This is a genomic window from Micromonospora sp. WMMD734, assembly GCF_049178975.1.
GTDB classification, from domain to species: Bacteria; Actinomycetota; Actinomycetes; order Mycobacteriales; family Micromonosporaceae; genus Micromonospora; species Micromonospora wenchangensis.
In genome coordinates this window covers 524,540-550,075 of the sequence record NZ_JBMHMK010000001.1, presented here as the reverse complement: position 1 = coordinate 550,075, position 25,536 = coordinate 524,540, and the positions used below count along the sequence as shown (strand labels likewise).

The 25,536-nt window shown below is 74.0% G+C and carries 19 protein-coding genes; 8 read left to right on the top strand and 11 right to left on the bottom strand.

All coding sequences use genetic code 11. The annotated features are described in order from the left end of the window. Positions 1-22 precede the first annotated feature (22 nt). A complete protein-coding gene (locus ACN267_RS02485) occupies positions 23-1,231 on the bottom strand; it encodes a trans-sulfuration enzyme family protein (protein ID WP_421490376.1) in 1,209 nt (402 codons plus the stop codon). A gap of 101 nt (positions 1,232-1,332) precedes the next feature. Here ACN267_RS02485 and ACN267_RS02480 point away from each other — a divergent pair, with 101 nt between their 5' ends. Both ACN267_RS02480 and ACN267_RS02475 read left to right on the top strand, forming a co-directional pair. Beyond that, positions 1,333-1,812: an Lrp/AsnC family transcriptional regulator gene (locus ACN267_RS02480; protein ID WP_088643109.1), complete on the top strand. Its 480-nt coding sequence runs from the start codon at positions 1,333-1,335 to the stop codon at positions 1,810-1,812. A gap of 57 nt (positions 1,813-1,869) precedes the next feature. Next, on the top strand, positions 1,870-2,880 hold the full coding sequence (locus ACN267_RS02475; RefSeq protein ID WP_307821251.1) for an LLM class flavin-dependent oxidoreductase: 1,011 nt from the start codon (positions 1,870-1,872) through the stop codon (positions 2,878-2,880). A 199-nt stretch (positions 2,881-3,079) separates the two neighbouring features. On the opposite strand, the gene ACN267_RS02470 is transcribed toward ACN267_RS02475, so the two are convergent. After that, entirely contained in the window at positions 3,080-5,380 is a 2,301-nt protein-coding gene (locus tag ACN267_RS02470) for a cellulose binding domain-containing protein (RefSeq protein WP_421487818.1), read from the bottom strand. A 209-nt stretch (positions 5,381-5,589) separates the two neighbouring features. On the opposite strand from ACN267_RS02470, the gene ACN267_RS02465 reads away from it, so the two are divergent. Next, positions 5,590-7,113 carry a pyridoxal-dependent decarboxylase gene (locus tag ACN267_RS02465; RefSeq protein WP_281895697.1) on the top strand — a complete coding sequence of 508 codons (1,524 nt, stop codon included), beginning with the start codon at positions 5,590-5,592 and terminating at the stop codon, positions 7,111-7,113. Between the two features lie 76 nt (positions 7,114-7,189). On the opposite strand, the gene ACN267_RS02460 is transcribed toward ACN267_RS02465, so the two are convergent. Further along, positions 7,190-8,233: a sulfite exporter TauE/SafE family protein gene (locus tag ACN267_RS02460; protein WP_204959199.1), complete on the bottom strand. Its 1,044-nt coding sequence runs from the start codon at positions 8,231-8,233 to the stop codon at positions 7,190-7,192. 179 nt (positions 8,234-8,412) lie between these two features. Next, positions 8,413-8,883, bottom strand: coding sequence for an RrF2 family transcriptional regulator (locus tag ACN267_RS02455; RefSeq protein ID WP_204959200.1), 471 nt, complete (start codon positions 8,881-8,883; stop codon positions 8,413-8,415). Positions 8,884-9,055: 172 nt separating this feature from the next. Between ACN267_RS02455 and ACN267_RS02450 the strand changes: the two genes are divergently transcribed. After that, the gene (locus ACN267_RS02450; protein WP_281895694.1) at positions 9,056-10,498 is read left to right on the top strand and encodes a serine/threonine protein kinase; all 1,443 of its coding nucleotides are present in this window, start codon (positions 9,056-9,058) and stop codon (positions 10,496-10,498) included. 29 nt (positions 10,499-10,527) lie between these two features. Next, positions 10,528-12,294 (top strand): extracellular solute-binding protein, encoded by a 1,767-nt coding sequence (locus ACN267_RS02445; RefSeq protein WP_421487817.1) that lies wholly within the window; start codon positions 10,528-10,530, stop codon positions 12,292-12,294. Positions 12,295-12,335: 41 nt separating this feature from the next. Here ACN267_RS02445 and ACN267_RS02440 read toward each other — a convergent pair whose 3' ends face one another. The 3 genes from ACN267_RS02440 to ACN267_RS02430 all read right to left on the bottom strand — a co-directional run bounded on the left by ACN267_RS02440 (position 12,336) and on the right by ACN267_RS02430 (position 15,311). After that, positions 12,336-13,220 carry an acyl-CoA thioesterase gene (locus ACN267_RS02440; RefSeq protein ID WP_372445988.1) on the bottom strand — a complete coding sequence of 295 codons (885 nt, stop codon included), beginning with the start codon at positions 13,218-13,220 and terminating at the stop codon, positions 12,336-12,338. 16 nt (positions 13,221-13,236) lie between these two features. Next, positions 13,237-14,685 carry a pyruvate kinase gene (gene pyk, locus ACN267_RS02435; RefSeq protein ID WP_204959202.1) on the bottom strand — a complete coding sequence of 483 codons (1,449 nt, stop codon included), beginning with the start codon at positions 14,683-14,685 and terminating at the stop codon, positions 13,237-13,239. Positions 14,686-14,945: 260 nt separating this feature from the next. Then, positions 14,946-15,311 (bottom strand): YciI family protein, encoded by a 366-nt coding sequence (locus ACN267_RS02430; protein ID WP_204959203.1) that lies wholly within the window; start codon positions 15,309-15,311, stop codon positions 14,946-14,948. Between the two features lie 269 nt (positions 15,312-15,580). Between ACN267_RS02430 and ACN267_RS02425 the strand changes: the two genes are divergently transcribed. Then, the gene (locus tag ACN267_RS02425) at positions 15,581-17,689 is read left to right on the top strand and encodes a SpoIIE family protein phosphatase (protein WP_421487816.1); all 2,109 of its coding nucleotides are present in this window, start codon (positions 15,581-15,583) and stop codon (positions 17,687-17,689) included. Between the two features lie 116 nt (positions 17,690-17,805). Further along, entirely contained in the window at positions 17,806-18,672 is an 867-nt protein-coding gene (locus tag ACN267_RS02420; protein ID WP_204959205.1) for an aldo/keto reductase, read from the top strand. A gap of 230 nt (positions 18,673-18,902) precedes the next feature. On the opposite strand, the gene ACN267_RS02415 is transcribed toward ACN267_RS02420, so the two are convergent. The 3 genes from ACN267_RS02415 to ACN267_RS02405 all read right to left on the bottom strand — a co-directional run bounded on the left by ACN267_RS02415 (position 18,903) and on the right by ACN267_RS02405 (position 22,822). Continuing rightward, entirely contained in the window at positions 18,903-19,334 is a 432-nt protein-coding gene (locus ACN267_RS02415; RefSeq protein WP_204959206.1) for an effector-associated constant component EACC1, read from the bottom strand. A gap of 53 nt (positions 19,335-19,387) precedes the next feature. After that, positions 19,388-21,610: a M48 family metalloprotease gene (locus tag ACN267_RS02410; RefSeq protein WP_421490375.1), complete on the bottom strand. Its 2,223-nt coding sequence runs from the start codon at positions 21,608-21,610 to the stop codon at positions 19,388-19,390. A gap of 315 nt (positions 21,611-21,925) precedes the next feature. Continuing rightward, on the bottom strand, positions 21,926-22,822 hold the full coding sequence (locus ACN267_RS02405) for a LysR family transcriptional regulator (RefSeq protein ID WP_239485514.1): 897 nt from the start codon (positions 22,820-22,822) through the stop codon (positions 21,926-21,928). 124 nt (positions 22,823-22,946) lie between these two features. On the opposite strand from ACN267_RS02405, the gene ACN267_RS02400 reads away from it, so the two are divergent. Beyond that, positions 22,947-23,897, top strand: a complete 951-nt coding sequence (locus ACN267_RS02400; RefSeq protein WP_421487815.1) for an FAD-dependent oxidoreductase — start codon at positions 22,947-22,949, stop codon at positions 23,895-23,897. A gap of 91 nt (positions 23,898-23,988) precedes the next feature. On the opposite strand, the gene ACN267_RS02395 is transcribed toward ACN267_RS02400, so the two are convergent. After that, the gene (locus ACN267_RS02395; RefSeq protein ID WP_421487814.1) at positions 23,989-25,515 is read right to left on the bottom strand and encodes a DUF3237 family protein; all 1,527 of its coding nucleotides are present in this window, start codon (positions 25,513-25,515) and stop codon (positions 23,989-23,991) included. Positions 25,516-25,536: the final 21 nt, after the last annotated feature.

The following is a 25,536-nucleotide window of genomic DNA, read 5'->3' as shown; positions in this document are numbered from 1 at the left end:
GGCCGACCGCCCCACCGGACGCTCACCCCGCCGCGAGCGCGCGGGCCAGGTCGGTCCACAGGTCCTCGGGGTCCTCCAGGCCGACCGAGATCCGCAGCAGCCCGTCGCCCGGTTTCGCCTCCCCGGCCACCGGCCGGTGGGTCAGCGAGGCCGGGTGCTGGATCAGGGTGTCCACCCCGCCCAGGGACACCGCGTGGGTGATCAGCCGGCAGGCCCCGGCGACCCGGGCGGCGGCGGGTGCGCCGCCGCGTACCTCGAAGGCGAGCAGGCTTCCGGTGCCGACGAGTTGCCGGCCGACCAGCCCGGCCGGGTCGTGCACCGAGGGGTGGTGGACCCGCGCCACGGCCGGGTGCCCGGCGAGCCGCAGGGCCAGCTTCTCCGCACCGGCCTGCTGCGCGCGGACCCGCAGCGGCAACGTCTGCAGGCCCCGGTGCAGCAGGTACGCGCCGAGCGGGTGCAGCACCGCGCCGGTGACCGCGCGCACCTGGCGCAACCGGGCGGCCCAGTCGGCGTCGCAGGCCACCACGCCGGCGAGCACGTCACCGTGTCCGCCGATGCTCTTGGTGGCGCTGTGCAGGACGAGCGCGGCGCCGTGCCGGGCGGGCTGTTGGAGCACGGGGGTGGCGACGGTGTTGTCGACCAGCAGCGGCACGTCGCCCACGGCGGCGGCCAGGGCGGCGATGTCGACGAGGTCGAGGGTGGGGTTGGCCGGGGTCTCCACGACGACCAGTCCGGTGTCGGCCCGTACGGCGGCGGCGACCTCGTCGGGACGGGCCCAACTGACCTCGGTGCCGAGCAGGCCGGTGGCGAGCACGTGGTCGGTTCCCCCGTAGAGGGGACGTACGGCGACGACGTGCCGGCGACCGTCCCGGGTGGCCGCGAGCAGGGCCGCGGTGAGCGCGGCCATGCCGCTGGCGAAGGCGACCGCCGCCGGGGTGCCTTCGAGGGTGGCCAGCGCGGCCTCGAAACGGGCCACGGTGGGATTCCACAGCCGCTGGTAGACGGCGCTGTCGCCGGGCGGGAGGGTGCCGCCGGTGGCCAGCAGTTCGTAGGCCGCGCCGCCGGCCTCGACCGACGGCAGCGGGTTGGTGGTGGACAGGTCGATCGGCGGTACGTGCACCCCGAGGGCCGCGAGGTCCTCCCGGCCGGCGTGCACGGCCCGGGTGTCCACGGACGTGTCGTCGAGGGTCGTCCCGACGCTGGGGGTAGGGGGTGCCGTAGCCGCCGTCATGCCGGAAGCCTCGAACATCAGCATGACGATGGGCAACACCTTCGAACGATATTCTGGCGGTGCGGCTTTTCCTACGCTCAGATTCGCGGGAGGATGCCGGGATGCCCCCCGCACCGAACGATGTACGGCCCTTCGCCACCCTGGACGACGTCGACCGCGCGATCCTGACCGAGCTGGCCGCCGACGGCCGGCTGCCGAACAACGCCCTCGCCGAGCGGGTGGGGGTGGCCCCGTCGACCTGTCTGACCCGGACCCGGGCGCTGCGGGACTGCGGGGCGATCCGGGGCTTCCACGCCGAGGTGGACCCGGCGGCGGTGGGGTTGCCGTTGCAGGCGCTGGTGTCGGTCCGGCTGACCGCGCACGAGCGGGCCGCGGTGGACGCCTTCCGGGCCCGGTCGGTCCGGCTGCCCGGGGTGGTGTCGGTGTTCCACGTGGCGGGCGCGGAGGACTACGTGCTGCACGTCCGGGCGGCGTCGGGTGACGCGCTGCGCGACTTCGTCCTGGACCAGTTGGCGGTGGACCCGGCGGTGCAGCACACCCAGACCAGCCTGATCTTCGAGCAGGCCCGCGGCCGGGGCTGACCCGGACCCGGACCCGACCAGGGAACAAGTCCGGGCCGGGGCGGGTTGGGCCCAGGTGTGATCGACGTACCGTTGTCTGTTCTTGATCTTGCTCCGGTTGCCGCCGGGGCCACCGCCTCCGAGGCCCTCGGGCACACCACCGAGCTGGCCCGCCGGACCGAGGAACTGGGCTACCGCCGGTTCTGGGTGGCCGAGCACCACAACATGCCGGCGATCGCCAGCTCCGCACCGGCGGTGCTGCTCGCCCACCTGGCGGCGCACACCACCACGATCCGGCTGGGCTCGGGCGGGGTGATGCTGCCCAACCACGCGCCGCTGGTGGTCGCCGAACAGTTCGGCACCCTGGAGGCGCTGCACCCGGGCCGGATCGACCTGGGCATCGGCCGGGCCCCCGGCACCGACCAGCGGACCGCGCTGGCGCTACGGCGCACCATGGAGGGGCTGTCGGCGGAGGGTTTCCCCCGGGAGCTGGCCGACCTGATGAACTACTTCAGCGGCGACGACCCGGGCGCGATCACCGCCAGCCCGGGGCTGGGCCAGTCCCCCGCCGTCTGGCTGCTCGGCTCCAGCGGGTTCAGCGCCCAGCTCGCCGGGCTGCTGGGGTTGCCGTTCTCGTTCGCGCACCACTTCAGCTCCCAGCACACCCTGCCCGCGCTCCAGCTCTACCGGCAGAGTTTCCGGCCGTCGCGCTGGCTGACCGAACCGTACGCGATGGTGGCGGTGAACGTGGTCTGCGCCGACACCGACGAGCGCGCCGAATGGCTGTCCGGGCCGGCCGGGCTGTCGTTCCTCAAGCTGCGCTCGGGCCGGCCGGAGCCGCTGGCCAGCCCCGACGACGCCGCCCGGTACCCGTACACGGAGCTGGAGCGGGAGTTCGTGCGGCAGCGCCGCGACGGTCAGGCGATGGGTTCACCGGAGACGGTCCGCCGGCAGCTGTCCGAGCTGCTGGCCCGCACCGGAGCGAACGAGCTGATGCTCACCACCATGGTGTACGACGTGGCCGACCGGGTGCGCTCGTTCGAGCTGGTGGCCGGGAAGGTGGCCGGCGGGCTGTCCCGGAGCGTCTGAAACACGCTCTTCATAGCCACGTCACCCCACCGTTGCGGACGACCCCTAACTTTATTACCGGTGGTGGTACGGCACTCCCGGTCGGGACGGGTCGGGGGTGCTGCGGTGTGGTGCACCGGGTCGCCAGCTGAGCGGATTCCGCGGCTGGCGACCCGGTGCCTGCTTTTGTGGGGCCCGGTGAACCGCCGGGCCCGCACCGTCAGCGCAGGTAGATGTTGGGCGTGGGCGGGGTGGACATGCCGTCACCGATGAAGAAGCCCGGGTGCGGCGGCTGGTTGTAGGCGGTGTTCTGCCAGGCGATCGCCGCGCGGTACTGGGCGTCGTGCATCAGCGTGTAGATCCGGGTGCTGGTCGGCGTGGGCGTGCTGTAGATCCGCAGCGCCCGGCTGTCGCTGGTGCGCCAGATCACCTCCTCGCGCCAGTCGCCGAGGATGTCACCGGACAGCGCCGGGGTCGACTTGGTGCCGTTGTTGGAGGCCACGTCGCTGCCGGTGAGCAGCCGGGTCTCGCCGCCGGTGCCGTACTTGTCGATCTTGGTGGCGTCGAGCAGCTCACGCACCGGGTCACCGTCCCACCAGGCGAGGAAGTTCGCCGACGACGGCTTGCGCCCGATGTTCTGCCCCCGGGTGTTGGCCAGCCCGTCGACCGCCGACGACCACGACTCGGCCCCCGGGCTGCCGGCCCAGATGTCGGCCGAGACGCCCCGGCCGTTGTCGCCGTTGGCCCCGGTGGACCAGAGGATCTGACCGGTGCGCGCGTCGGCGAACCAGGAGCTGGGCTTGCTGGCGTCCTCGTCGACCTTGAAGATCTCCAGGCCGGCCCGGCCCGGGTCCAGGTCGCCGACGTGCAGGGCGTCGCCGTGACCGTTGCCGGTCGAGTAGAGCAGCCGGCCGTTGTCGTCGATGGTGGCCGCGCCGTACACGATCTCCTGGCGGCCGTCGGCGTCCACGTCGGCCACGGAGAGCTGGTGGTTGCCCTGGCCGGCGGCGGCAGAGTTGCCCGAGGCGTTGGAGTCGAACGTCCACCGCTTGGTCAGCGCGCCGTTGCGGAAGTCCCAGGCGGCGATGACCGCCCGGGTGTAGTAGCCGCGCGCCATGATCAGCGACGGCCGCTGCCCGTCCAGGTAGGCGGTACCGGCGAGGAACCTGTCGACCCGGTTGCCGTACGAGTCACCCCAGGAGGAGACGGTGCCGCGCGGCGGGTCGTAGTTGACGGTGGAGGCGATCGCGCCGGTCTGCCCGTTGAACATGGTCAGGTACTCGGGGCCGGACAGCACATAGCCGCTGGAGTTGCGGTAGTCGGCCGACGACGAGCCGATCAGCTGACCGGTGCCGGAGCGGGTGCCGTCGGCGGTCTTCATGGCCACCTCGGCCCGGCCGTCGCCGTCGTAGTCGTACACCTGGAACTGGGTGTAGTGGGCACCGGCGCGGATGTTGCGGCCCAGGTCGATGCGCCACAACCGGCTGCCGGTGAGGGTGTACGCGTCGACGTAGACGTTGCCGGTGTAGCCGGACTGGCTGTTGTCCTTGGCGTTGGACGGGTCCCACTTGAGCACGATCTCGTAGTCGCCGTCGCCGTCGAGGTCACCGACGCTGGCGTCGTTGGCCGAGTAGCTGTACGCCTCCCCGCTCGGGGTGGTGCCGCCGGCCGGCGGCTGGATCGGCACGTCCAGGTAGCCGTTGGCGAACTGGAGGGCGGGCCCGGACGCCGCCTGCTCGGCACCGCCCACCACCGCCCGCACCGTGTACGCCGAGCCGGCCGCCGCCCCGCTGTCGAGGTAGTTGGTGGCGCCGGTGATCGGTGACGCGTTGACCCTGGTGGAGCCCCGGTAGAGGTTGAACGACACCCCGGAGGTCTCGGTGCCCAGCAGCCGCCAGGAGACCAGGTTCCCGTTGCCGGAGCGGACGCTGATCAACCCCCGGTCGAGATCCTCCATCTGCTTGGCCCCGGCGGGCGGGTCGGTCGGCGGGGGCGTGGTCGGCGGCGGTGTCGTCGGGGGCGGGGTGGTCGGCGGCGGCGTGGTGGGTGGGGGCGTGGTCGGTGGCGGTGTCGTCGGGGGCGCGGTGGTCGGCGCGGTGCCGCCGGTGCAGGTCGTGCCGTTGAGGGCGAAGCTCGCCGGCGGCGGGTTGCTGGCGTTGTTCCACGACGCGTTGAAGCCGAAGTTCGCGGTGCCGTTGGTGCCCAGCGCCGCGTTGTAACCGGCGTCCTTGGCGCTGACCTGCGCCCCGGACTGGGTGACCGTGGCGTTCCACGCCTGGGTGACCTGCTGGCCGGCGGTGTAGGACCAGGTCAGGGTCCAGCCGTTGATCGGGTCGCCGAGGTTGGTGACGAGGACGTCGGCGCCGAAGCCGCCGCCCCACTGGCTACTGATCTTGTAGTCGACCCGGCAACCGGCGGCGGCGGCCGAGGCCGTCACGGCGGTGAGGGTGCCGGCGGCGAGGGTGGTGGCCGCGGCGGCGGCGAGCAGCGCGGCGCGACGACGGGTGGGGCTCAGGTGCACGGAAACGCCTTTCGCGGAGGTCAGCGCACGGTGGCGACGCCGGCCTGCCCGGACCGGCGGGATGACGCCGCGCTGACGGTGGTGACGGACGCCTTTGCATCGACATCCATAGTTCGGCTCCGCGCAGTCGGATCGTAGGACAACGCTTTCCGCCCGCACAAGCGCTACCCACTCTTGCTCCCGGGCGGCCCACCTGATCGACTCGGCGGATGGCTGAGCACATGGACCCCGAGGAGTTCCGCCGCGCCGGGTACGCGGTGGTCGACTGGGTCGCCGACTACTGGCGGACGCTGGACCGCCGCCCGGTCACCCCACCGGACCCGCCCGGCACGGTCACCGCCGCCCTGCCGACCGGGCCGCCCGCGCACGGCGAGCCGGTCGCGGCGATGCTGGCCGACCTCGACGCGATCATCGCGCCCCGGGTCACCCACTGGCAGCACCCCGGCTTCTTCGGCTACTTCCCGGCCAACACCAGCGGTCCCAGCGTACTGGCCGACCTGGTCAGCTCGGGCCTCGGCAGTCAGGGCATGCTCTGGGCCACCAACCCGGCCGGCACCGAACTGGAGACGGTCGTGCTGGACTGGCTGGCCGACCTGATGGACCTGCCGGCGCGCTGGCGATCCACCGGCACCGGCGGCGGCGTCATCCAGGACTCCGCCTCCTCGGCGACCCTGGTCGCCACCCTGGTCGCGCTGCACCGGGCCAGCGGCGGCCGCTGGCGGGAGGCCGGCGTCGACCGCCGCTACCGGGCGTACACCTCGGTGCACGGGCACTCCTCGATCGAGAAGGCGGCCCGCATCGCCGGCCTCGGCGAGGCGGGCGTCCGGACCGTCGCGGTGGACCCGACGACCCAGGCGATGCGCCCGTCGGCGCTGCGCGCGGCGATCGAGGCGGACCTGGCCGAAGGCGTGGTGCCGGCCATCGTGGTGGCGACCATCGGGACCACCTCCACCACCGCCGTCGACCCGCTGCCGGAGATCGGTGCGATCTGCGCCCGGTACGGCGTGTGGCTGCACGTCGACGCCGCCTACGCCGGGGCGGCGGCGGTCTGCCCCGAGTTGCGCTGGACGCAGGCCGGGGTGGAGCACGCCGACTCGTACTGCTTCGACCCGCACAAGTGGCTGCTCACCGGCTTCGACTGCGACGCCTTCTGGGTGGCCGACCGGGGTGAGCTGATCGAGGCGCTGACCGTCATGCCGGAGTTCCTGCGCAACGCCGCCAGCGAATCCGGTGCGGTGATCGACTACCGGGACTGGCAGGTCCCGCTGGGCCGCCGGTTCCGGGCGCTGAAACTCTGGTTCGTCCTGCGCTGGTACGGCGTCGAAGGGCTGCGCGCGCACCTGCGCGCAGGGATCTCCCTGGCCGGCCGGTTCGCCGACCGGGTACGCGCCGACGACCGGTTCGCCCTCACCGCCCCGCACCCGTTCTCCCTGGTCACGTTCCGGTTGCGGGCCGGGGACGAGGCCAGCGCGGCGCTGCTGGCCCGGGTCAACGACAGCGGACAGGTGTACCTGACCCACACCCGGGTCAACGGCCGGTACACCCTGCGGCTGGCCGTCGGCTCGCCACTGACCGGGCCGGAACACGTGGACCGGGCCTGGGCGCTGCTGTCGGCGGCGGCGACGGACCTCCTCGCCGGCGCCCCGGCCCCGACCCGACCCGCCCCGGGCGGACCCGCACCGATCGAACCCGCGCCGGGCGGACCCGCGCCGGGCGACGCGTTCCCGGGGTGACCGTCGCCGCCCCGTAACCGGAGAACCGGTGGTGCGCGACGGTCACCGTGCCGGGGGCGGCGTACCCCGGCCGGGGTCAGCGTTCGACGGCGGCCAGCCGGTCGTCGGCCCCGGCCGGCGCGGACCCGGCGACGACCCCGGCCGGGACGGCCGGAGCCGGGACGTCAGGCGACGGCGTCGCGGCGTCGCTGGCAGCGGCGGTGACATCGGCGGTTTCGGTGCCGGTGGCGTCGGCGGTGGCGGCGTCGACGATGGCGCGGGCGCGGCGGGTGCGGCGCAACGCCCGGACGGCGAACGTCAGGGCGACCACCCAGCCTACGGCGAGCAGCACGTAGACCGCCGGGCGGACGGTCGAGCCGGCGTCACCGGCGTTGAGCAGGATGCGGGCGTTGGTCAGCACGATCACCCCGCCGATGGTGGCGCCCAGCAGTTGGGCGGGGACGATCCGCACCAGCCAGGCGGCCACCGGCGCGGCGATCAGGCCACCGATCAGCAGCGCCGCCACGGTCGGCAGCAGGAAGCCCTCGCTGCCCAGGCCGATCAGGAAGCCGATGCTGGCCGCCCCGGCCACCACGAACTCGGCGGTGTCCACCGAGCCGATCACCTTGCGGGGTTCCATCCGGCCGGAGACCAGCAGCGCCGGCGTGGCCACCGGCCCCCATCCCCCGCCACCGGTGGCGTCGACGAACCCGGCGACCAGGCCCAGCGGGCCGAGGAACCGACCGCGTAGCCGACCCGCGCCGGTGCGCTGCCGCAACGGCCGGGAGAACCGCACCAGCAGGTACGCGCCGAGGGTGAACAGGATGCCGGCCATCCACGGGGCGGCGCTCTCGGTGGAGATGGAGCTGAGGAAGGTGGCGCCGACGAACGCGCCGACCGCGCCGGGCAGGGCGATCCGGGCCACCACCCGCCAGTCGACGTTGCCGAACCGCCAGTGGGCGACGCCGGCGGCGAGCGTGGTGCCGATCTCGGCGAGGTGCACCGACGCCGATGCGGCGGCCGGGGCCACCCCGACGAAGAGCAGCAGGGTCGACGAGGTCAGCCCGTAGGCCATGCCGAGCGCGCCGTCGACGAGCTGTGCGGCCAACCCGACCAGAGCGAGGATCAGAAGCTTGCGCACGAGCCCTCCGAACTTTTCGGCATCTCCTATCGACTTGGTCGAGAATGCGGCACGGGACGCTCCCCGGTCAACCCCCAGATCGGTGAATGGGACGCGTCGGCGCGGCAGGGCACGCCTGGTGGAACCCCGCGCGCCAGGTCAGGCCGGGTGCGGCGGGTCGGCCCGGCCGGTGCGGCGGGTCAGCTCCAGGCGCGGGGGTCGGCGGCCAGCTCGCTGATCCGGCCCGGCAGCACCCCGGTCGCCACGTCGGCGATGGTGACCTGCTCCAGGATCGCCCGCTCGCTGGCCCGCAGCGCGATCCAGACCTCCTGCAACGCGCGGGCCGCACCGTGGTAGCCGAGCTGCTCGGGCCGCTGCCCCCGGACGTGGGCCAGCGGCCCGTCGATCACCCGGATCACCTCGGCGAGGGAGATCTCGGCCGCCGGCCGGGCCAGCCAGTAGCCGCCCTCCGGGCCCCGCTGGGCGTGCACGATGCCACCCCGACGCAACTGAAGCAGAATGCTCTCCAGGAACTTCGGCGGAATGTCCTGCGACCTGGCGATCTGCTCGGCGGTGACCGGACGGGACCGGCCGGAGTCCGCGCCGTCGGCGACCGACGCGAGTTCGGCCGCCGCACGCAGTGCGTAGTCGACCCGGGCGGAGAGGCGCATGGCCGCAAGGTTAGTCGCCGGCCCCGCCGGCCGGACCGCCGCCCTCCACCGAACGGCCAGGGGTGGGGTGTCCCGGTGGCGTGGGCATGGCACCATACCCGTGTCGCCGGCAGGGTCGCCGGTGGCGGACATCAGCGCACCGGAGCACAGGCCGATAGGGGCAGCGACAGCGATGCCGGACGTGACGCCGCTGAACCCGCGCGACCCGCGCCAGGCCGGGCCGTACGAGCTGATCGGTCGGCTCGGCGCGGGCGGTCAGGGTGTGGTCTACCTGGGCCGCGACGAGCAGGGTCGGTGGGTCGCGGTCAAGGTCATCAACGTCGACCTGCACCAGCACCCCCGGGCGAAGGCCCAGTTCGTCAAGGAGATCGCCGCCGCCCGTCGGGTCGCCCCGTTCTGCACCGCCCAGATCCTCTTCGCCGACGTCGACGGTGAGCTGCCCTACGTGGTCAGCGAGTTCATCGAGGGCGTCACCCTGCAACGGCACGTCCGCGAGCAGGGGCCGGTCGCCGGCAACGCGCTGCACCGGCTGGCCGTGGGCACCGCCACCGCGCTCGCCGCGATCCACCAGTCCGACGTGGTGCACTGCGACCTCAAGCCGGACAACGTGATCCTGGCGGCGGACGGCCCCCGGGTGATCGACTTCGGGATCGCCCGGGCGCTCGACGTCACCGAGACGATGACCAGCCGGATCATGGGCACCGCCACCTACATGGCCCCGGAACGGTTCCGCGACGACGAGGTCGGGCCGGCCAGCGACGTGTTCGCCTGGGCCGGGACGATCGCCTTCGCGGCGGGCGGGCAGCCGCCGTTCGGCACCGGCCCGGTCGTCGCGGTGATGCACCGGGTGCTGCACGACCCGCCGGACCTGACCGGGCTCACCGGCCCGCTGGCCACCCTGATCGGGCAGTGCCTGGACAAGGACCACCGGGTCCGGCCGACCGCCCAGGAGGTGCTGCTGCGGCTGCTCGGGCGCGACGCCCACCCCAGCGGCGAGGTGCCGTTGCAGACCGTGCTGCGGGCCGGCACCGACGCCGCGGCCACCCGGCACGTCCCGCGTACCGTGACCACCACCCCGCCGGCCGCACCGGCCGTCGCGGCGGCCGACCCGTGGCCGACGACGGCGGCGGCGGTCGACCCCTGGCCGACCACCGGAATGACGCCCGCCCGGCCGGACACCTCGACCAGCCACCCGGCCCCGCAGGCGACCGGCGACCAGCCGGCGACGCCGTGGCCCGCCACGTCGACGGCCCACCCCGCCCCGCAGCCGCCGACCGCGCCTGCGGCGACGGCCTGGTCGACCCCCGCCCCGCCCGCCACCACGGACCGGCCGGCCACGGTGACCCGGGACGGCTTCGGCCGGCGGCTGCGTCGGCAGTGGACCGACCCGTGGGGGATGTCCCTCGCGGTCCTCCTCGGCGCGGTCGGCTTCGCCACCGGGTACGTCGCCAGCACCGACGTGGGCACCGCCGTCGCCGTCGGTCTGCTCGCCCTCGTCGTGGTCTACGGTGTCCGTCTGCTCGTCGCCGCCGCGCTGACCCCGGCCGGCCCGCCGGACGGCCCCGTGCCGCAGCCCGGCGCGCCGCCCGTGCCGGCACCCCGCGCCGACGCCTGACCCGCCCAACGAACCCCCTGGAGGAGCCGATGGCCCCCGGTCAGCGTCCCGCCCGACCGTGGCTGCCGCACGCGGTGGCCGTCGTCGCGGGGCTCGCGGTGATCGCCGGGGCGTACCTGTACGTCCGGCCGACGACCGGCACGGACCGGGCGGACTGCGTACCGCTGGAGGTCAGCTCCTCCACCGAGAAGAGCGAACTGGTCGCCCAGCTCGCCGGGCGGTACAACGCCGCCGACCGGCGCTTCGGCGGGCGGTGCGCGCAGGTGACCGTGCACGGCCTCAACTCGGGCGAGGCGATGGAGGCGCTGGCCGGCGGGTGGGCGCTCGCCCAGCCGAAGGTCGCCGAGCCGCAGGTGTGGCTGCCCACCTCGTCACTGTGGACCGGGCAGCTGCGCCTGCTCGACAAGGCGGCGGGCCGGGCCGCGCAGACCCCCGGGCAGTACCCGTCGATCGCCAACAGCCCCCTGGTCATCGCCATGCCCAGGGACCGGGGCGAGCTGGTGCAGCAGCGTGGGCCGCTCGGCTGGGCCGACGTGCTCGGTCTCTCCGGCGACACCGGCTGGGCGGCGTTCGGCAAGCCCGAGTGGGGCCGGTTCACCTTCGGCAAGGACAACCCGCACCTGTCCACCTCCGGTCTGGCCGCCACCATCGCCACCTACTACGCGGCGGTCAACCGGGCCAGCGACCTGACCAGTGAGGACCTCGCCCAGCCGGCGGTGACCCAGTTCGTCAGGCGGATCGAGGCCAACGTCTCGCACTACAGCGACGACTCGGTGGACCTGCTGCGCAACCTCGCCGAGGCCGACGCCGCCACCACCGGGGACGCCCCGGCGAGCGACATGAGCGCGATCGTCCTGCAGGAGGAGCTGGTCTACCTCTACAACCAGGGGCAGCTCAGCCCCACCGGCAGCAAGCCCCGGGTCCCGCTGGTGGCGGTGCACCCCAAGGAGGGCACCTTCAACCTCGACCACCCGTACGTGGTGCTGCCGTCGGCCGACCCGGCGCAACGCGAGGCCGCCGAGGATTTCCTCACCTTCCTCCAGGACGGCCCGCAGCAGCGCAGCTTCGCCGCCCTGGGTTTCCGGGACGACGAGCGCCGGCCCGCCGAGACGCTGCTGGCCACGGTGGCCGGGCCGGGCGGCGACCGGCTCACCTACTTCGACCCGCCCACCCCGGAGGTGGTCGGCGCGATTCTCGGCAGCTGGGACACCCTGCGCAAGAAGGCCAACATCCTGCTCGCCGTGGACACCTCCGGCTCGATGCAGGCAGGCGTCGGCGACCGGACCCGGTTCCAGGTGGCCACCGACGCCGCCAGCAAGGCGATCGGGCTGCTCAACGCCGCCGACCAGGTGGCGCTCTGGTCGTTCTCCAGCGAGACCCCGCAGCGGCCGAAGCGGCCGTACAGCGAGGAGGTGCGGCTCGCGCCGCTGAACCGGGACGCGTTCAACCGGAAGCTCGCCGGGCTGCGCATCGGCGGCAACACCGCCCTGTACGCCACCGTCCGCGCGGCGCACCGCAGCCTGCTCGACAGGTACGACCCGAACCGGATCAACGCGGTGGTGGTGCTCACCGACGGCAAGAACGAGTACCAGAAGGACAGCGACCTCGACCGGCTGCTGCGGGACATCGCGCTGGACCCGAACAAGCCGGTCAAGGTGTTCTGCGTGGCCTTCGACCAGGATTCCGACCTGGCCGCGCTGGACCAGATCGCCAAGGCGTCGGCGGGCAAGGCGTTCGACGCCAAGAACCCGGCCACCATCGACGAGGCGTTGGTCAAGGTGGTCAGCAGCTTCTGAGGCCGGCCCGCCCCCGCCGCGCACCCGGCGGCGGGGGGCGTTCAGTCGCCGACGCGGCGCAGCAGACCCTCCTGCACGGCACTGGCGATGTGCCGGCCGTCGAGGGTGAACATCCGGCCGGTGGCCAGGCCCCGCGCGCCCGACGCCGACGGGCTCCAGCAGTCGTAGAGGAACCACTCGTCGGCCCGGAACGACCTGTGGAACCACAGCGCGTGGTCCAGGCTCGCCCCGACCAGGCCGCCCGGCCCCCAGACCTCGCCGTGCACCGACAGCACCGAATCCAGCAGGGTCAGATCGGAGGCGTACGTCAGGGCGCAGGCGTGCAGCAGCGGATCGTCGGGCAGCTTGCCGTCGATGCGCATCCAGACCCGCTGGTACGGGTCGGCGGGCCGGTCGCCGGGGCGTACCCAGCCGGGCTCGCCGACGTAGCGGACGTCGATCGGGCGGGGGATCTGCCCCCAGATGCCGAGCCGCTCCGGATAGCGGGCCAGTCGGTCGGACATCGTCGGGACGTCGTCCGGGCCGGGCACGTCGGGCGGGGTGGGCGCCTGGTGCTCCAGGGCCTGTTCCTGCCGCTGGAACGACGCCGACATGAAGAAGATCGGCTTGTCGTGCTGCAACGCCACCGAGCGGCGGACCGAGAAGGAGCGCCCGTCCCGGACGTTCTCCACCTGGTAGTCGATCGGCTCGGCCGGATCGCCGGGCCGGACGAAGTAGCCGTGCAGGGAGTGCACGAACCGCTCCGGGTCGACGGTGCGCCCGGCGGCGACCAGTGCCTGACCGGCGACCTGCCCCCCGAACACCCGCTGCGGGCCGACCGCGGGGCTGACCCCACGGAAGGTCGTCGCGCCGGTGTGGTCGAGGTCGAGGACCTCGAGGAGCTGGTCGACCGCGGCCTGGCCGGTCGCCGCCGGACGCCCGTTCACCGAAATCTCCCTGTGCTCACTGGAGCGCCCGGGCGGAGGCGGCGTCGACCAGGGAGCCGAGCTGGTGCACGCGCAGCGTGTTGGTGGAGCCGGGGGTGCCGGGCGGGCTGCCCGCGACGATCACCACGTAGTCGCCGGGGGTTGCCTGGTTGAGGCCGAGCAACGCCTGGTCGACCTGGCGGAACATGTCGTCGGTGTGCTGCACGAACGGCATCAGGAAGGTCTCCACACCCCAGCACAGCGCGAGCTGGCTGCGCACCTCGGGGACCGGGGTGAACGCCAGCAGCGGCAGGTCGCAGTGCAGCCGGCTGAGCCGCTTGACGGTGTCACCGGTCTGCGAGAAGGCGACCAGGGCCTTCGCCCCGATGGCGCGGGCGATCGAGGACGCGGCCACGGTCAGCGCGCCGCCGTGGGTACGCGGGTCGTGCTGGAGCCGGGGCACCCCGATCGAGCCGGCCTCGGTGGTGGTGATGATCTTCGCCATGGTGCTGACGGTGAGCACCGGGTACTTGCCGACGCTGGTCTCGCCGGAGAGCATCACCGCGTCCGCGCCGTCGAGCACCGCGTTGGCCACGTCCGAGGCCTCGGCGCGGGTCGGCCGGGAGTTCTCGATCATGGAGTCGAGCATCTGGGTGGCCACGATGACCGGCTTGGCGTTCTCCCGGCACAGCTGCACGGCCCGCTTCTGCACCAGCGGCACCTGGTCCAGCGGCATCTCGACACCGAGGTCGCCCCGGGCCACCATGACGCCGTCGAAGGCGAGCACGATCGCCTCCAGGTGGTCGACCGCCTCCGGCTTCTCGACCTTGGCCAGCACCGGACGGCGTACACCCTCCTCGTCCATGATCGAGTGGACGAGCTTGATGTCCTCCGCCGTACGGACGAAGGAGAGGGCGATCAGGTCGACACCCAGGCCGAGGGCGAAGCGCAGGTCCTCGGCGTCCTTGTCCGACATCGCCGGGACGCTGACGGCCACGTTCGGCAGCGAGACGCCCTTGTTGTTGGAGACCGGGCCACCCTCGGTGACCAGGCACCTGATGTCGTTGCCGGTGACGTCGCTGACCTCGACGGCGACCCGGCCGTCGTCGATCAGCAGCCGGTCGCCCTGCTTCACCTCCTGGGGCAGCTTGCGGTAGGTGCAGGAGACCCGCTCCTTGGTGCCGAGGATGTCGTCACTGGTGATCACCACCGAGTCGCCGGTACGCCACTCGTGCGGCCCGTCGGCGAACTTGCCGAGCCGGATCTTCGGGCCCTGGAGGTCGGCCAGGATGGCGACCGGCACGCCGACCGCCTCGGCTGCTTCGCGGACCATCCGGTACACCGACTCGTGGTCGGCGTGACTACCGTGGCTGAAGTTCAGCCTGGCCACGTTCATGCCCGCCTCGATGAGGCCCCGGAGCCGCTCCGGGGACGAGGTGGCGGGGCCAAGAGTGCAGACGATCTTCGCGCGGCGGTTCACGCCCATCAGGCTAGTCTCTCCTCCGGGTCGACCTGCGGGCCGACCCCTTGCGGGCTGAGGAACAGGGTCCGACGACGCGCGGGGTGGGCGCGTGGCCGGCGGGACGCGGGCCGCGCCGGGAGTACGTCGGACAGTGGCGGGCATCGGCGACCGCGCGCCGGGAATCGTACCGCCCGACGGCAACCGGCGTCTGCGCGCTCCCGTGCTCTCGTGCACCGACGCCGCCACCGTCGGTCACCACCGCGCCACACCCGCCGCCCCGGCGGTCAGCTGTCGGTCTTGACCAGCGGAAACTCCAGTGAGCCCGCCGGGCAGAGGAAGGTCAGCACGTCGACCATGTAGAGGCCGGCCTGCACCGCCGGGTCCGCCTCCATCACGCTGCGTACGTCCTCGACCGAACCGGTGCGGGCCAGCCCGATGCCGATCGGCGGGGCGGGCTCCCGGGCCGGGCCGTCGATCGAGCCGGCCACCAGCACCACACCCCGTCGTTGCAGGGCCCGCATGTGCGCGGTGTGCTCGGCCTGGAGGCGCTGCACGGTCTCCTTCGGCAGCACCCGACCGGCCGGGCCCGGATAGAGCACGATGCACTCGTACGTGTCGAGTGCGAAGTCCAGCTGCGGCGTACCCGTCATCGCGTCCCCTCCCCCGCGTCGGCGCCACACCGCGCCGGTGGTGTCCCCCGGACCCGGCCAGCGTCCCACGGTGGGGACGCCCCTGACCCCCGGTCGGGACAACTCCGGGCCGGACGGGCCCGTCCCCGGGGTGGACCGGGCACGGCAGGCGGCACCGACGCCCTTTCGGTCGGCAGACCCCGACAGATCGGTAGACGTGCCGGTCAGCCGACGCTGGTACGGTCCGACTGATGGGGAAGGCGCTCGATCCGCAGAGCGGAGGTCCCGACATGACTCGCTCCGCCGACGCCCCCCGGCCGCCGGACGACTCCCGCTGGCGCGAGCTGCTCTCCCACGCCGGCCGGGCCGGCCGCCGGATCGTCGGGCACGACTGGGCCGGCACCCCGCTCGGGCCGCTGGCGGACTGGCCACCCAGCCTGCGTACCGCCCTGGTCGTCTGCCTGCACAGCCCGACGCCGGCCGCGCTCTGGTGGGGGCCGGAGCTGGTGCTGCTCGCCAACGACGGCTACCTGGCCCTGCTGGGCCCGGCCGGCACGCGGGCGCTGGGCCGGCCCGCCTCGGCGGTCTGGCCCGAGGCGGTGGCCGCGCTGACCGGGGTGCTGACCGCCACCCGGGTCACCTGCCGGCACGGCGACGACGGGACGGGGACGGTCTTCTCGTCGGGTCCGGTGGTCGACGCCGCCGGCCACCCGCAGGGCGTCCTCACCACCGTCGCCGCCGTACCCGGCGGCGCACCCGCGCCCCCGGGGGACGCCGACGGGGACCGGCGACACGCGTTGCGTCAGGCCGAGGGGCTGGCCCGGCTCGCCGGGGCGCTCAGCGCCGCCGGCAGCCGGGACGCGGTGCTGGACGTGGTCGGCACGGTCACCCCGGGGCTGGTCGGCGCGGACCGGGTCCGGGTCGCGGCGGCCACCGCGGGTGCCTGGGAGCTGACGGTGACCGACGCCGCGGGCACCGTCGAACTGATGGTCACCGACGACGAACCGCTGGCCCGCGCGGTACGCGAGGAGACGACCGTGCCGCTGCCGGACGGGCTCTGCCTGCCGCTGCGCGACGGCACCGGCACCGTGCTCGGGGCGCTGGAGGTGCGCTGGGACACCCCGACCGCCGACGAGGCGGCCCGCCGCATCCTGCTCGACGCGGTGGCGGGCCTGTGCAGCCAGGCGCTGCGGCGGGCCGAGCTGACCGCGTCGGCGCGGGCGATGGCGGAGTTCGCCGCCCGGCTCAGCGTCACCCGCTCCACCGGGGAGACGATCGAGGTGATCCTGGACGCCGCCCCGATGGCACTCGGCGCGGCGCTACCCGGACTGGCGATGCGCGACGAGGGCCGACGGGTCCGACTGTGGCACGCGGAGCTGCCCAGCGGGCTGGTCGCCACGTTCGACGACCTGACCATCGACGATCCCCGGCCGATCGCCCGCGCGCTGCGCACCGGGGAACGGATCATCCTGCGTAACCGGGCCGAGTTCGCCGCCCGGCATCCCGGCCTGCCCGACCCGGCGGGCGAGTACGGGATGGTGACCACCGTCGTGCTGCCGCTGCTGGACGCCTCCCGGCGGCCCATCGCCGCGCTGGGGTTCGGCTGGCCCCGGGAACGGGCGCTGCACGACGACGACCTGGCCCTGCTGGACACCGTCGCCGACCTGTGTGAACAGACCCTGGAGCGGGTCCGGCTGGCCGCCGCCGAGCACAACCTGGTGACCCGGCTGGCGGGCCGGCTGCGCACCTCGGCGACGATCGGGCCGCCCGGCCTGGAGCTGGCGACCCGCTACCAGCCGGCGATGAGCGGCCTGCACCTGGGCGGCGACTGGTACGACCTGGTCGACCTGGACGACGGCCGGCTGGCCGTGGTCGTCGGGGACGTGGTGGGCCACCAGGTCGAGGCGGCGGCCGACATGGCGCAGCTACGGACGGTGGTGAACACGCTGATCCGCTCCGGGGTTCCGCTGGCCGAGGTGTTCCCCCGGCTGACCGGGCTGCTCGGGGTCGGGTTCCTCGGCACCTGCCTGGCGATGGTGGTCGATCCGGTGGCCGGGCGGGCGCAGGTCGCCCGGGTGGGGCATCCGCATCCGGTGCTGCTGCCGGCGGGTCGGCCGCCGGAGATGGTCTGGACGGGGCATTCGCTGCCGCTCGGGCTGGTCCGCGACCCGGTGCCGGTGACCACCGTGGCGTTCGGCCCGGGTGACCTGCTGGTGGCGTACACCGACGGGCTGGTGGAGCGGCGCGACCAGGCGTACGACGCCGGGGTGACGGCCCTGCACGAGGTGCTCGTGCCGGTGCGGGACCAGCCCGTGGAGGTCATCGCGGACACCCTGCTGACCAAGCTCTCCGGCTCCGACGACGACCAGGCGCTGGTGATCATCCGGCACGCCGGCTGAGTGTCGGTGCCCACATTCGGCCCGGGGGTGTTGCCGGCCGCGATCTTCGGGAAAGCCGTCGGGACGGGTGGCTAGATTTGCCACCGACGACTACGAACAGGATCGGGGTACGGCACATGGGTTCCACCAGTCAGCCCGCGAAGGCGTCAGGCACCTACCGGATCGGCGGCGACCTCCAGGTCGACCGGCTCGGCTACGGGGCCATGCAGATCACCGGGCCGGGGGTGTGGGGCGACCCGAAGGACCCGGCCGAGGCGGTCCGGGTGCTGCGCCGGGCCTACGAGCTGGGCGTCACGTTCATCGACACCGCCGACTCGTACGGGCCGTTCGTCTCGGAGCTGCTGATCAGGGAGGCGCTGCACCCGTACGCCGACGACCTGGTCATCGCGACGAAGGCCGGCCTGACCCGCTCCGGGCCAGGCGACTGGCGGCCGGTGGGGCGGCCGGAGTACCTGCGCCAGCAGTGTGAGCTGAGCCTGCGGCACCTGGGCCTGGAGTCCATCGGCCTCTACCAGCTGCACCGGATCGACGCGAAGGTGCCGCTGGAGGACCAGCTCGGCGAGCTGGCCCTGCTCAAGGAGGAGGGCAAGATCCGGCACATCGGGCTGTCCGAGGTGACCGTCGCGCAGATCGAGGCGGCCCGGCAGATCACCCCGATCGTGTCGGTACAGAACCTCTACAATCTGGCCGACCGCAGCGCCGAGGACGTCCTGGAGTACTGCGAGCGCAACGACCTGGCGTTCATCCCGTGGTTCCCGATCGCCACCGGCAACCTGGCCAAGCCGGGCGGCCCGCTGGACGCCATCTCCACCGGCCACGACGCGACGCCCGCGCAGCTCGCGCTCGCCTGGCTGTTGCGCCGCTCGCCGGTCATGCTGCCCATCCCGGGTACGTCCTCGGTCGGTCACCTGGAGGAGAACGTGGCCGCCGCCGAGGTGCAGCTCACCGACGACGAGTACGACGCCCTGGCCAAGGCCGCCTGACCTGCCCACCCCGCACCCGTGGCGACGGTGAGCGGGTGCCGGTCGCGGCGGCGGCCGTACGCACCCGGCGTGTCGCGCCGGACAGCAGTAGGCCGAACGAGGCTTATGCCTGTCCGTCATCAATATGACGGACAGGCATAAGCCGCTATGCGAGAAGTACACCTGACCCCCGCCGCGCCCGGGCACCGGAGAGCGACCCACCCGGGAGCGCGAGGGTTCGTCGGGGTCAGTCAGGTGGCGGGGGTGATCTCGTTGCCGGGGTCGTCCCGACGCAGGGCCCGCTGTGCCTCGTCGAACAGCTTCGCCGCGTCGGTGCGCCCGTTGACCTGGATCTCCACCTCGGAGTCGCCGACCTGGAGCCGGATGCTGACCTCGGTCCGCTGCTGGTCCACCCAGCTCTGCACCAGGTTGAACAGGCCGGGCAGCAGCCCCTGGGCGACCACCGCGATGATCACCGCGTCGCTGAAGCCGGCCCGGCCACCGGCCCCGCCGGCCGCTCCCGCGTCACGAACCAGGGCCCGGTAGTGCGGGTCGCGGTGCAGCCAGGCCAGCAGCGTCGTCCGCTGCGGGCCGACGCCCGGCCCCGGCTGGCGACGGCCGGCGGGCGCGGTACGCGGGGCCAGCACCAGCCGGGCCGGTGCGGTGGAACGGGGCGCGGTCATCTCGGTCTTCCTCTCGGTCGTTCGCCCACGGTGCGGTCCGGCCGACGGGCGGATCAGTCGTCACCGGGTTGGAAGGTCAGCGTGCCGTCGACCACCGACAGCACCCCGCTGACCCCGAACGTCTCGTTCTCGGTGAACGGGGTGGTCCCGAAGTAGCCGACCGTGCTGCCGGTGGCCTGCGCCGACCCCTGCGCCTCGTACGAGGTGGAGACGCGGGCGGTGGTCGGGCCGGTCAGGGTCAGCTCGATCGTCGGGTACCGGGTGATCTTCCAGGCGATCTTCTTCACCGTCGAGCCGCCGGTGTAGTAGCGGAACGGGCACCCCTGCGGGACGGCCACCGCCTGCGCCGCGCAACCGTCCAGGTAGGACCGTACGCTGCGTTCCGCCGCCGCGTGCGCCTCGGGCCGCAGGGTGGGCGTCAGCTCCGCGCCGCTCACGCTCTGCTGCCCGGGTACGACGTAGAGCACCCGGGCCGGCGTCTCGCTGAGCGGGTTGCTCTCCCCCGCGACCGTGTACGCCCCGGGCAGCAGCGGCACCGCCACCGCCAGCCCGTCCTCACCGGCGGGTACGGGCACCCCGTTGAGGGTCAGCGGGGCCGGACCGCCGGGCAGGGTCGCCGGGGCCGCGTCGATGTGCCAGCCGTGGAACAGCCCGAGCGTGGCCTGGTCGTCGCGGCGCAACGGCACTTCGGCTGTCAGTTTCTCCCCGGCGAGGGTGTAGGCGACCGTGGCGACCGCCTCGTCGCCGTCGCGTTCCACACCCGTCACGGACACGTCGGTGGGTGGGCGGTAGTCCTTCGCCGCCACCATTCGGGCGAGCTGCCCGCTGTCGCCGAGCTCCGCCCGCACGTCGGGGGTGAGCCGTTCGAGCGCCTCCCGGCCGTCGTGGTCGGCCAGTGCCCCGAAGTAGTCACTGACGGCCGCCTGCGGGCGGAAGAACGCCCACTGGGCCGCCGTCAGCCCGCCGCCCAGGCAGCTCACCAGCACCAGCGCGCCGACCAGCAGCAGGGCGCGGCGGGTGCCGACCGCCGTGGTCGTCGTACCGCCGAACAGCTCGTCGAGGCCACGGGCGGTGGCCGCGCGGTCGGTCATCGGGTCGGGGACGGGCCGGTCCAGCCGGTCCAGGCGCAGCTCGGACGGGGGGTGGGTGGCGCAGACCGCCTCGTCCCAGCCGCTGCGGCCGGTCTCGAAGGAGCGCCGACGCTCCAGCATGGACCGCAGCCCCTCCCGGTGTCCGGCGAGCACCGCGCCGGCGTCGGCCCGGTACTCGGCGGCCCGGGCGTCCCGACGGTGGCAGGGCACGACCAGGTAGCGCATGGTGAGCAGCACCGGCCAGAAGAACAGGAACACCACGAAGTCGGTGGCCGGATGCGGGAACCGGCGCATCAGCCAGGCCGGCAACGCGTGCACCAGCACCAACGGCAGGCCGACACCCCGGATGAAGGCGCTGGTCACCTCGTCGCCGGTGCGCCAGTGCACCAGTTCGTGGCTGAGCAGCGCGGCGATCTCCTCGTCGGTGCAGTCGAGCACGGCGGTGCTCACCACGACGTGCCTGGCGTACGCGCGGGCGTTGGTGAGCACCGGGTCGTCCTCGATCAGCAGCCGGGGCTCACCGGGCAGGCCGAGCCGGGCCGCGCAGTCGCTCAGCAGCGGACGCAGCCGTTCGGCCTCCCGGCGGCTGAGCCGACGCGCCCCGGAGACCCCCAGCAGCCACGGTTCCAGCAGTACCCGCCCGACGGTGTAGAGCACCCCGACCAGGGCGGCGGCGACCACCATCCCGACCAGGCCGGTGAACAGGTTGGCCGGTTCGTCGACGGCGTTGCGCCAGGGCAGCACCAGGATGGCCAGGAAGCCGACCAGGGCACCGAGCGCGAACCCGGCGAACCCGCCGATCACCCCGCCGGACTGCGCCGCGAAGGCCTCCAGCAGCGGCCCGACCAGCGGCGCGTCCCGGAGCAGCGCCGGCACCGCCTCGTCGGACCGGGTGCCCCCGGCGACCAGCCCGTACAGGCCGAGGGCGAGGCCGCCCCAGACCGCCGCCACCAGCGCCAACGGTACGTAGAACCAGGTGGCGATGAAGGCGCCGAGCACGCCCCGCCAGTCCCGCACGATGCCGGCGCGCAGCCAGACCAGGGCGCTCGGGTAGCCGGGCGGGCGGTGGGCGAACCGGTCCCCGGCATCGTCGGCGGGCGGGGCGGCGACGGGCGGTGCGGTGGAGGGCGCGGCCGGGGTGACCGGCGGGGCGGGGTCGGGTCCGCGCTGCGGGGCGCTGTCCATGTCGGACACGTCAGGGCTCCTCGACTACAGCGTCACCTGCCGAAACGGCGGGACGATTCCATGGACACGGCCGAATGATCCATGAGCGGGGTGGGACGATTCCACGAACACTGCGGTTCGTACGGGCCGTGGGAGGCAGCACATTACTCGCTGCGAATGCGCTCGGCGATTCATATTCACCGGGAAAGGCGGCGGGGCGGCCCATTGTCGGATATCCGTCCGAGTACGCCGGGTTCGTCGGGCAATGGCGGCGAAACTGCGCCGTCGAACGGGTCGGAACCCCGCCGGATCGGCGGGCCGACGACGCCCGACGGATCAGCAGGTGGCGAGCAGGTCGACGAGCCGACGGACCGCCGGGTCGGTGGTGTCGGTCCGCCAGGCCAGGGCCACGTCGACCGTCGGCACCGGGGCGGCGAACCGCCGCAGGCGTACCCCCGGGACCTTGAGGGCACGGGCCCGGCCGGCCGGGACGGCCGCGACCACGTCGCCGCCGGCCACCGCGCGCAGCAACTGTTCGTCGTCGGGTTCCTGACGGACCAGGTGGAACCCGCCGTCGGGCCAGACCTGGGCGATGGTGCGGTCGAACATGCCGGGGCCGTTCTCGCGGGGCCACATCACCGCGGGCAGACCGGCCACCTCGGCCCGGCGCACCCGGGCCCGGCCGACCGCCAGCGGATGCCCCGCCGGCACCGCCAGCAGCAGTTCCTCCCGGTCGACGGTACGGCAGGTCAGCCCCGCCTCCGGCAGCGGCGGACGGACGAAGGCGACGTCGAGCCGGCCGGTGAGCAGCCCGGTCACGTTCGGCGCCGTCCACCCGGTCTCGGGCACCACCTCCACCTCGGGGTGCGCCGCCCGGAACCGGGCCACCAGCGCGTCGACCCGGCCACCCCGGGCCGACCTGGTGTACGCCAGCCGCAGCCGACCGCCACGCCCGCCGACCAGGTCACGGATGCGGGCGGTGGCGGCGTCCACGTCGGCGAGCAGGCGACGGGCCTCACCGGCCACCTGCACGCCCACCCCGGTCAGCGTGCAGCCGTGACTGTCCCGGTGCAGCAGGGCCACCCCGAGCTGCCGTTCGAGGGCGCGGATCTGCTGGCTGAGCGCCGGTTGGGCGATCCTCAGCCGGGCGGCGGCCCGGGTGAAGTGCAGTTCGTCGGCGAGCACCACGAAGTACCGCCACCGGCGCAGGTCGGTGGTCGGTGGTGGCCCCATTCCGGGAGCATAAGCGGCGCTTATCGCCGGCCGCCGATTCCGTCTTGGACCGGACTGTCGGGTCGGGGAGACGATCCAGGTCCGGTCGTCCCGAACTGCGGGCGGCACCGACGGGAGGTCGACGATGGGCACGGACGTATTGGTGGTGGGGGGCGGGATCATCGGGTTGACGGCGGCGGTGCGGCTACGGGAGCACGGCGTACGGGTGACGCTGCTGACCGCCGACCCGCCCGGGGACACGGTGTCGGCGGTCGCCGCCGCCGTCTGGTACCCCAGCCACACCGACGCGGACCCCCGGGTGCTGCGCTGGGCCACCGGGACGTACGCGGAACTGGGCCGGCAGGCCGACGCGGGAGTGCCCGGGGTGGTGGCCCGGCCGACCCGGATGCTGCTGCGCCGCCCGTGGCACGGCCCGCCGTGGTGGGCGGCGGCGGTCGGTGACCTCACCGCCCACCCCGGCTCCGGGCCGTACGCGACCGAGTTGCGGTTCACCGCGCCGACGGTGGAGATGTCGCCGTACCTGGACTGGCTGGTCGACCGGTTCACGGCGGCCGGCGGGCGGGTCGTGGCCGGCCGGCTGGAGCGGCTCGACGACGGCTTCGCGCTGGCCCCCACGGTGGTCAACGCCACCGGCCTGGCCGCCGGCCGGCTCGCCGACGACCCGGCGGTGCACCCGGTACGCGGGCGGCTGGTGCTGGTGGCGAACCCGGGCCTGACCACCTCGGTGCGCGACGAGGGGAATCCGGCAGGCATCACCTACGTGCATCCGCGCCGGCATGACGTGGTGCTCGGCGGCACCTCCGAGCCGGACGCCCGGGACACCGGGCCCGATCCGGACACCGCGGCGGCGATCCGGGCCCGGTGTGTGGCGCTGGTGCCGGAGTTGGCCGACGCCCCCGTCCTCGGGGTGCGGGTCGGGTTGCGGCCGGCCCGGCACGGCGGGCCGCGGGTGGCGGTGCAGGCCGGGCCGGCCCCGGGGCAGCGGCTGGTGCACGCGTACGGCCACGGGGGCGCCGGGGTGACCCTGTCCTGGGGCTGCGCCGACGAGGTGGCCTGGTTGGCGCTGTCCGGCTGACCGGCCGGAGCCGGACGCGACCCGGCCCCGCCGCATCGGGACCGTGGGGCGGGGCCGGGCACCGGGCGGAGGGCGGGCCCCCTCCCCCACGTCACCGGCGTTCGTAGAAGGTGATGCTCACGCCGCCCGGGGCGGAACCCGGGTCGGAACTCAGCCAGGTGTTGGCGTTGAGGAAGGCGTACGGGCCGGCGGCGCGGGCCTCGAACGTCGGCACCAGCCGGCCGAACGCCCCGCAGTTGCGGACCAGGATCAGTTCCCGGTCGTTGGTGGACAGCACATAGCGGGCGTCGAGCGTGCTGGTCGCGCCGATGAGCTGGTAGTCCGCCCCGCCGGGCAGGACGGTCCCGGTCACCCGGCCGGTCACGGTACCGCCGGTGATGGGGATGATGTTGCGGGTGCCGCGCTTGCTGGCCCCGACCGACACGCTGGCCCCGAGCGTGACGGTCTCGGTGAAGACCGCCGCGCCCCGGGTGCCGCTGCCGGTCAGGCAGTCCCACGGCTGGTTGGCCGTCCCGGCCGGGTCACGCAGTTGCACGCGCGGGTCGGCCGGGGACACCCCGGCGACGTCGTAGACGGCCAGGTTCAGCGTGTTGGTCGCGGTGTCGACGGTCCGGGTGCCGACGTAGCTGCCGGTGTTCAACCAGGCGTACGCGCTGGAGTTCGGGGCCTCGAAGTCGGGCACGATCCGTACGGTGGCGTCGCCGGCCGGGGCGACCCCGCAGCTGCGCAGGTAGATCGGGGTGCCGTCGGAGGTGCGCAGGATGGCGACCTGTTCCAGTTCGGTCGCGCCGGTGCCGAGGGTGAGTTCGAGGTCGAGGCCGCCGGTGAGGATGGTGCCGTTGATCCGGTCCCCGGTGATGGTGCCGCCCCGGATGTCGAGGATGCGGCGGTGGCCGTACTGGGTGACGCCGACGTCGCGGATCGCGCCGAGTTGGGCGGTGGCCCGGAACACCAGCCGGCCGCGCGTGGGCGGCACGAGGCCGGTGGACCGGCCGCAGGTCCAGGACGGGTCGGGCACGATGGTCGCCTCCGCGCCGCTCGGGGTGGTGCTCGGGGTGGGTGGCGGTGGGGTGGTGGGTGCCGGTGTGGTCGGCGGTGGGGTGGTGGGTGCCGGTGTGGTCGGCGGTGGGGTGGTCGGGGTGGGCGGCGGCGTGGTCGGTGGCGGGGTGCCCGGGGTGGGCGTGGTCGGTGTCGTGGGGGTGGTGCTGCCGGTGCAGGGGGTGCCGTTGAGCGCGAAGTCGGTAGGCGCCGGGTTGCTGGCGTTGTTCCACGAGCCGTTGAACCCGAACGACGCGCTCGCCCCGGTGCCGAGCGCGGCGTTCCAGGTGGTGTTGCCGACGGTGACCCGGCCGCCGTTCTGGCTGACGGTGCCGTTCCAGTACTGGGTGACCTGCTGACCGGCGGTGAACGACCAGGTGAGCTGCCAGCCGTTGATCGGGTCGCCGAGGTTGGTGACCGCGACGTTGGCCCCGAAGCCGCCGCTCCACTGGCTGGTGACCGTGTAGGTCACCCGGCAGCCGGTGGCGGCAGAGGCAGCCGAGGCGACCCCGACGACGCCGACCAGGGTGGCGGCGGCGAGCGCTCCCGCGAGCAGGGGCCGCCGGTGTACGAGCCTCATCTGGTCCTCCCGGAACGGCAG

Bases quoted from the DNA above. Each gene is read 5' to 3' on its own strand.
- ACN267_RS02445 (WP_421487817.1), top strand. From the start codon at position 10,528: ATGGCCCCCGGTCAGCGTCCCGCCCGACCGTGGCTGCCGCACGCGGTG.
- pyk (WP_204959202.1), bottom strand. From the start codon at position 14,685: ATGGGCGTGAACCGCCGCGCGAAGATCGTCTGCACTCTTGGCCCCGCC.
- ACN267_RS02425 (WP_421487816.1), top strand. From the start codon at position 15,581: ATGACTCGCTCCGCCGACGCCCCCCGGCCGCCGGACGACTCCCGCTGG.
- ACN267_RS02405 (WP_239485514.1), bottom strand. From the start codon at position 22,822: ATGGGGCCACCACCGACCACCGACCTGCGCCGGTGGCGGTACTTCGTG.
- ACN267_RS02455 (WP_204959200.1), bottom strand. From the start codon at position 8,883: ATGCGCCTCTCCGCCCGGGTCGACTACGCACTGCGTGCGGCGGCCGAA.
- ACN267_RS02485 (WP_421490376.1), bottom strand. From the start codon at position 1,231: ATGACGGCGGCTACGGCACCCCCTACCCCCAGCGTCGGGACGACCCTC.
- ACN267_RS02480 (WP_088643109.1), top strand. From the start codon at position 1,333: ATGCCCCCCGCACCGAACGATGTACGGCCCTTCGCCACCCTGGACGAC.
- ACN267_RS02410 (WP_421490375.1), bottom strand. From the start codon at position 21,610: ATGGACAGCGCCCCGCAGCGCGGACCCGACCCCGCCCCGCCGGTCACC.
- ACN267_RS02395 (WP_421487814.1), bottom strand. From the start codon at position 25,515: ATGAGGCTCGTACACCGGCGGCCCCTGCTCGCGGGAGCGCTCGCCGCC.
- ACN267_RS02450 (WP_281895694.1), top strand. From the start codon at position 9,056: ATGCCGGACGTGACGCCGCTGAACCCGCGCGACCCGCGCCAGGCCGGG.
- ACN267_RS02430 (WP_204959203.1), bottom strand. From the start codon at position 15,311: ATGACGGGTACGCCGCAGCTGGACTTCGCACTCGACACGTACGAGTGC.
- ACN267_RS02420 (WP_204959205.1), top strand. From the start codon at position 17,806: ATGGGTTCCACCAGTCAGCCCGCGAAGGCGTCAGGCACCTACCGGATC.
- ACN267_RS02415 (WP_204959206.1), bottom strand. From the start codon at position 19,334: ATGACCGCGCCCCGTTCCACCGCACCGGCCCGGCTGGTGCTGGCCCCG.
- ACN267_RS02465 (WP_281895697.1), top strand. From the start codon at position 5,590: ATGGCTGAGCACATGGACCCCGAGGAGTTCCGCCGCGCCGGGTACGCG.
- ACN267_RS02400 (WP_421487815.1), top strand. From the start codon at position 22,947: ATGGGCACGGACGTATTGGTGGTGGGGGGCGGGATCATCGGGTTGACG.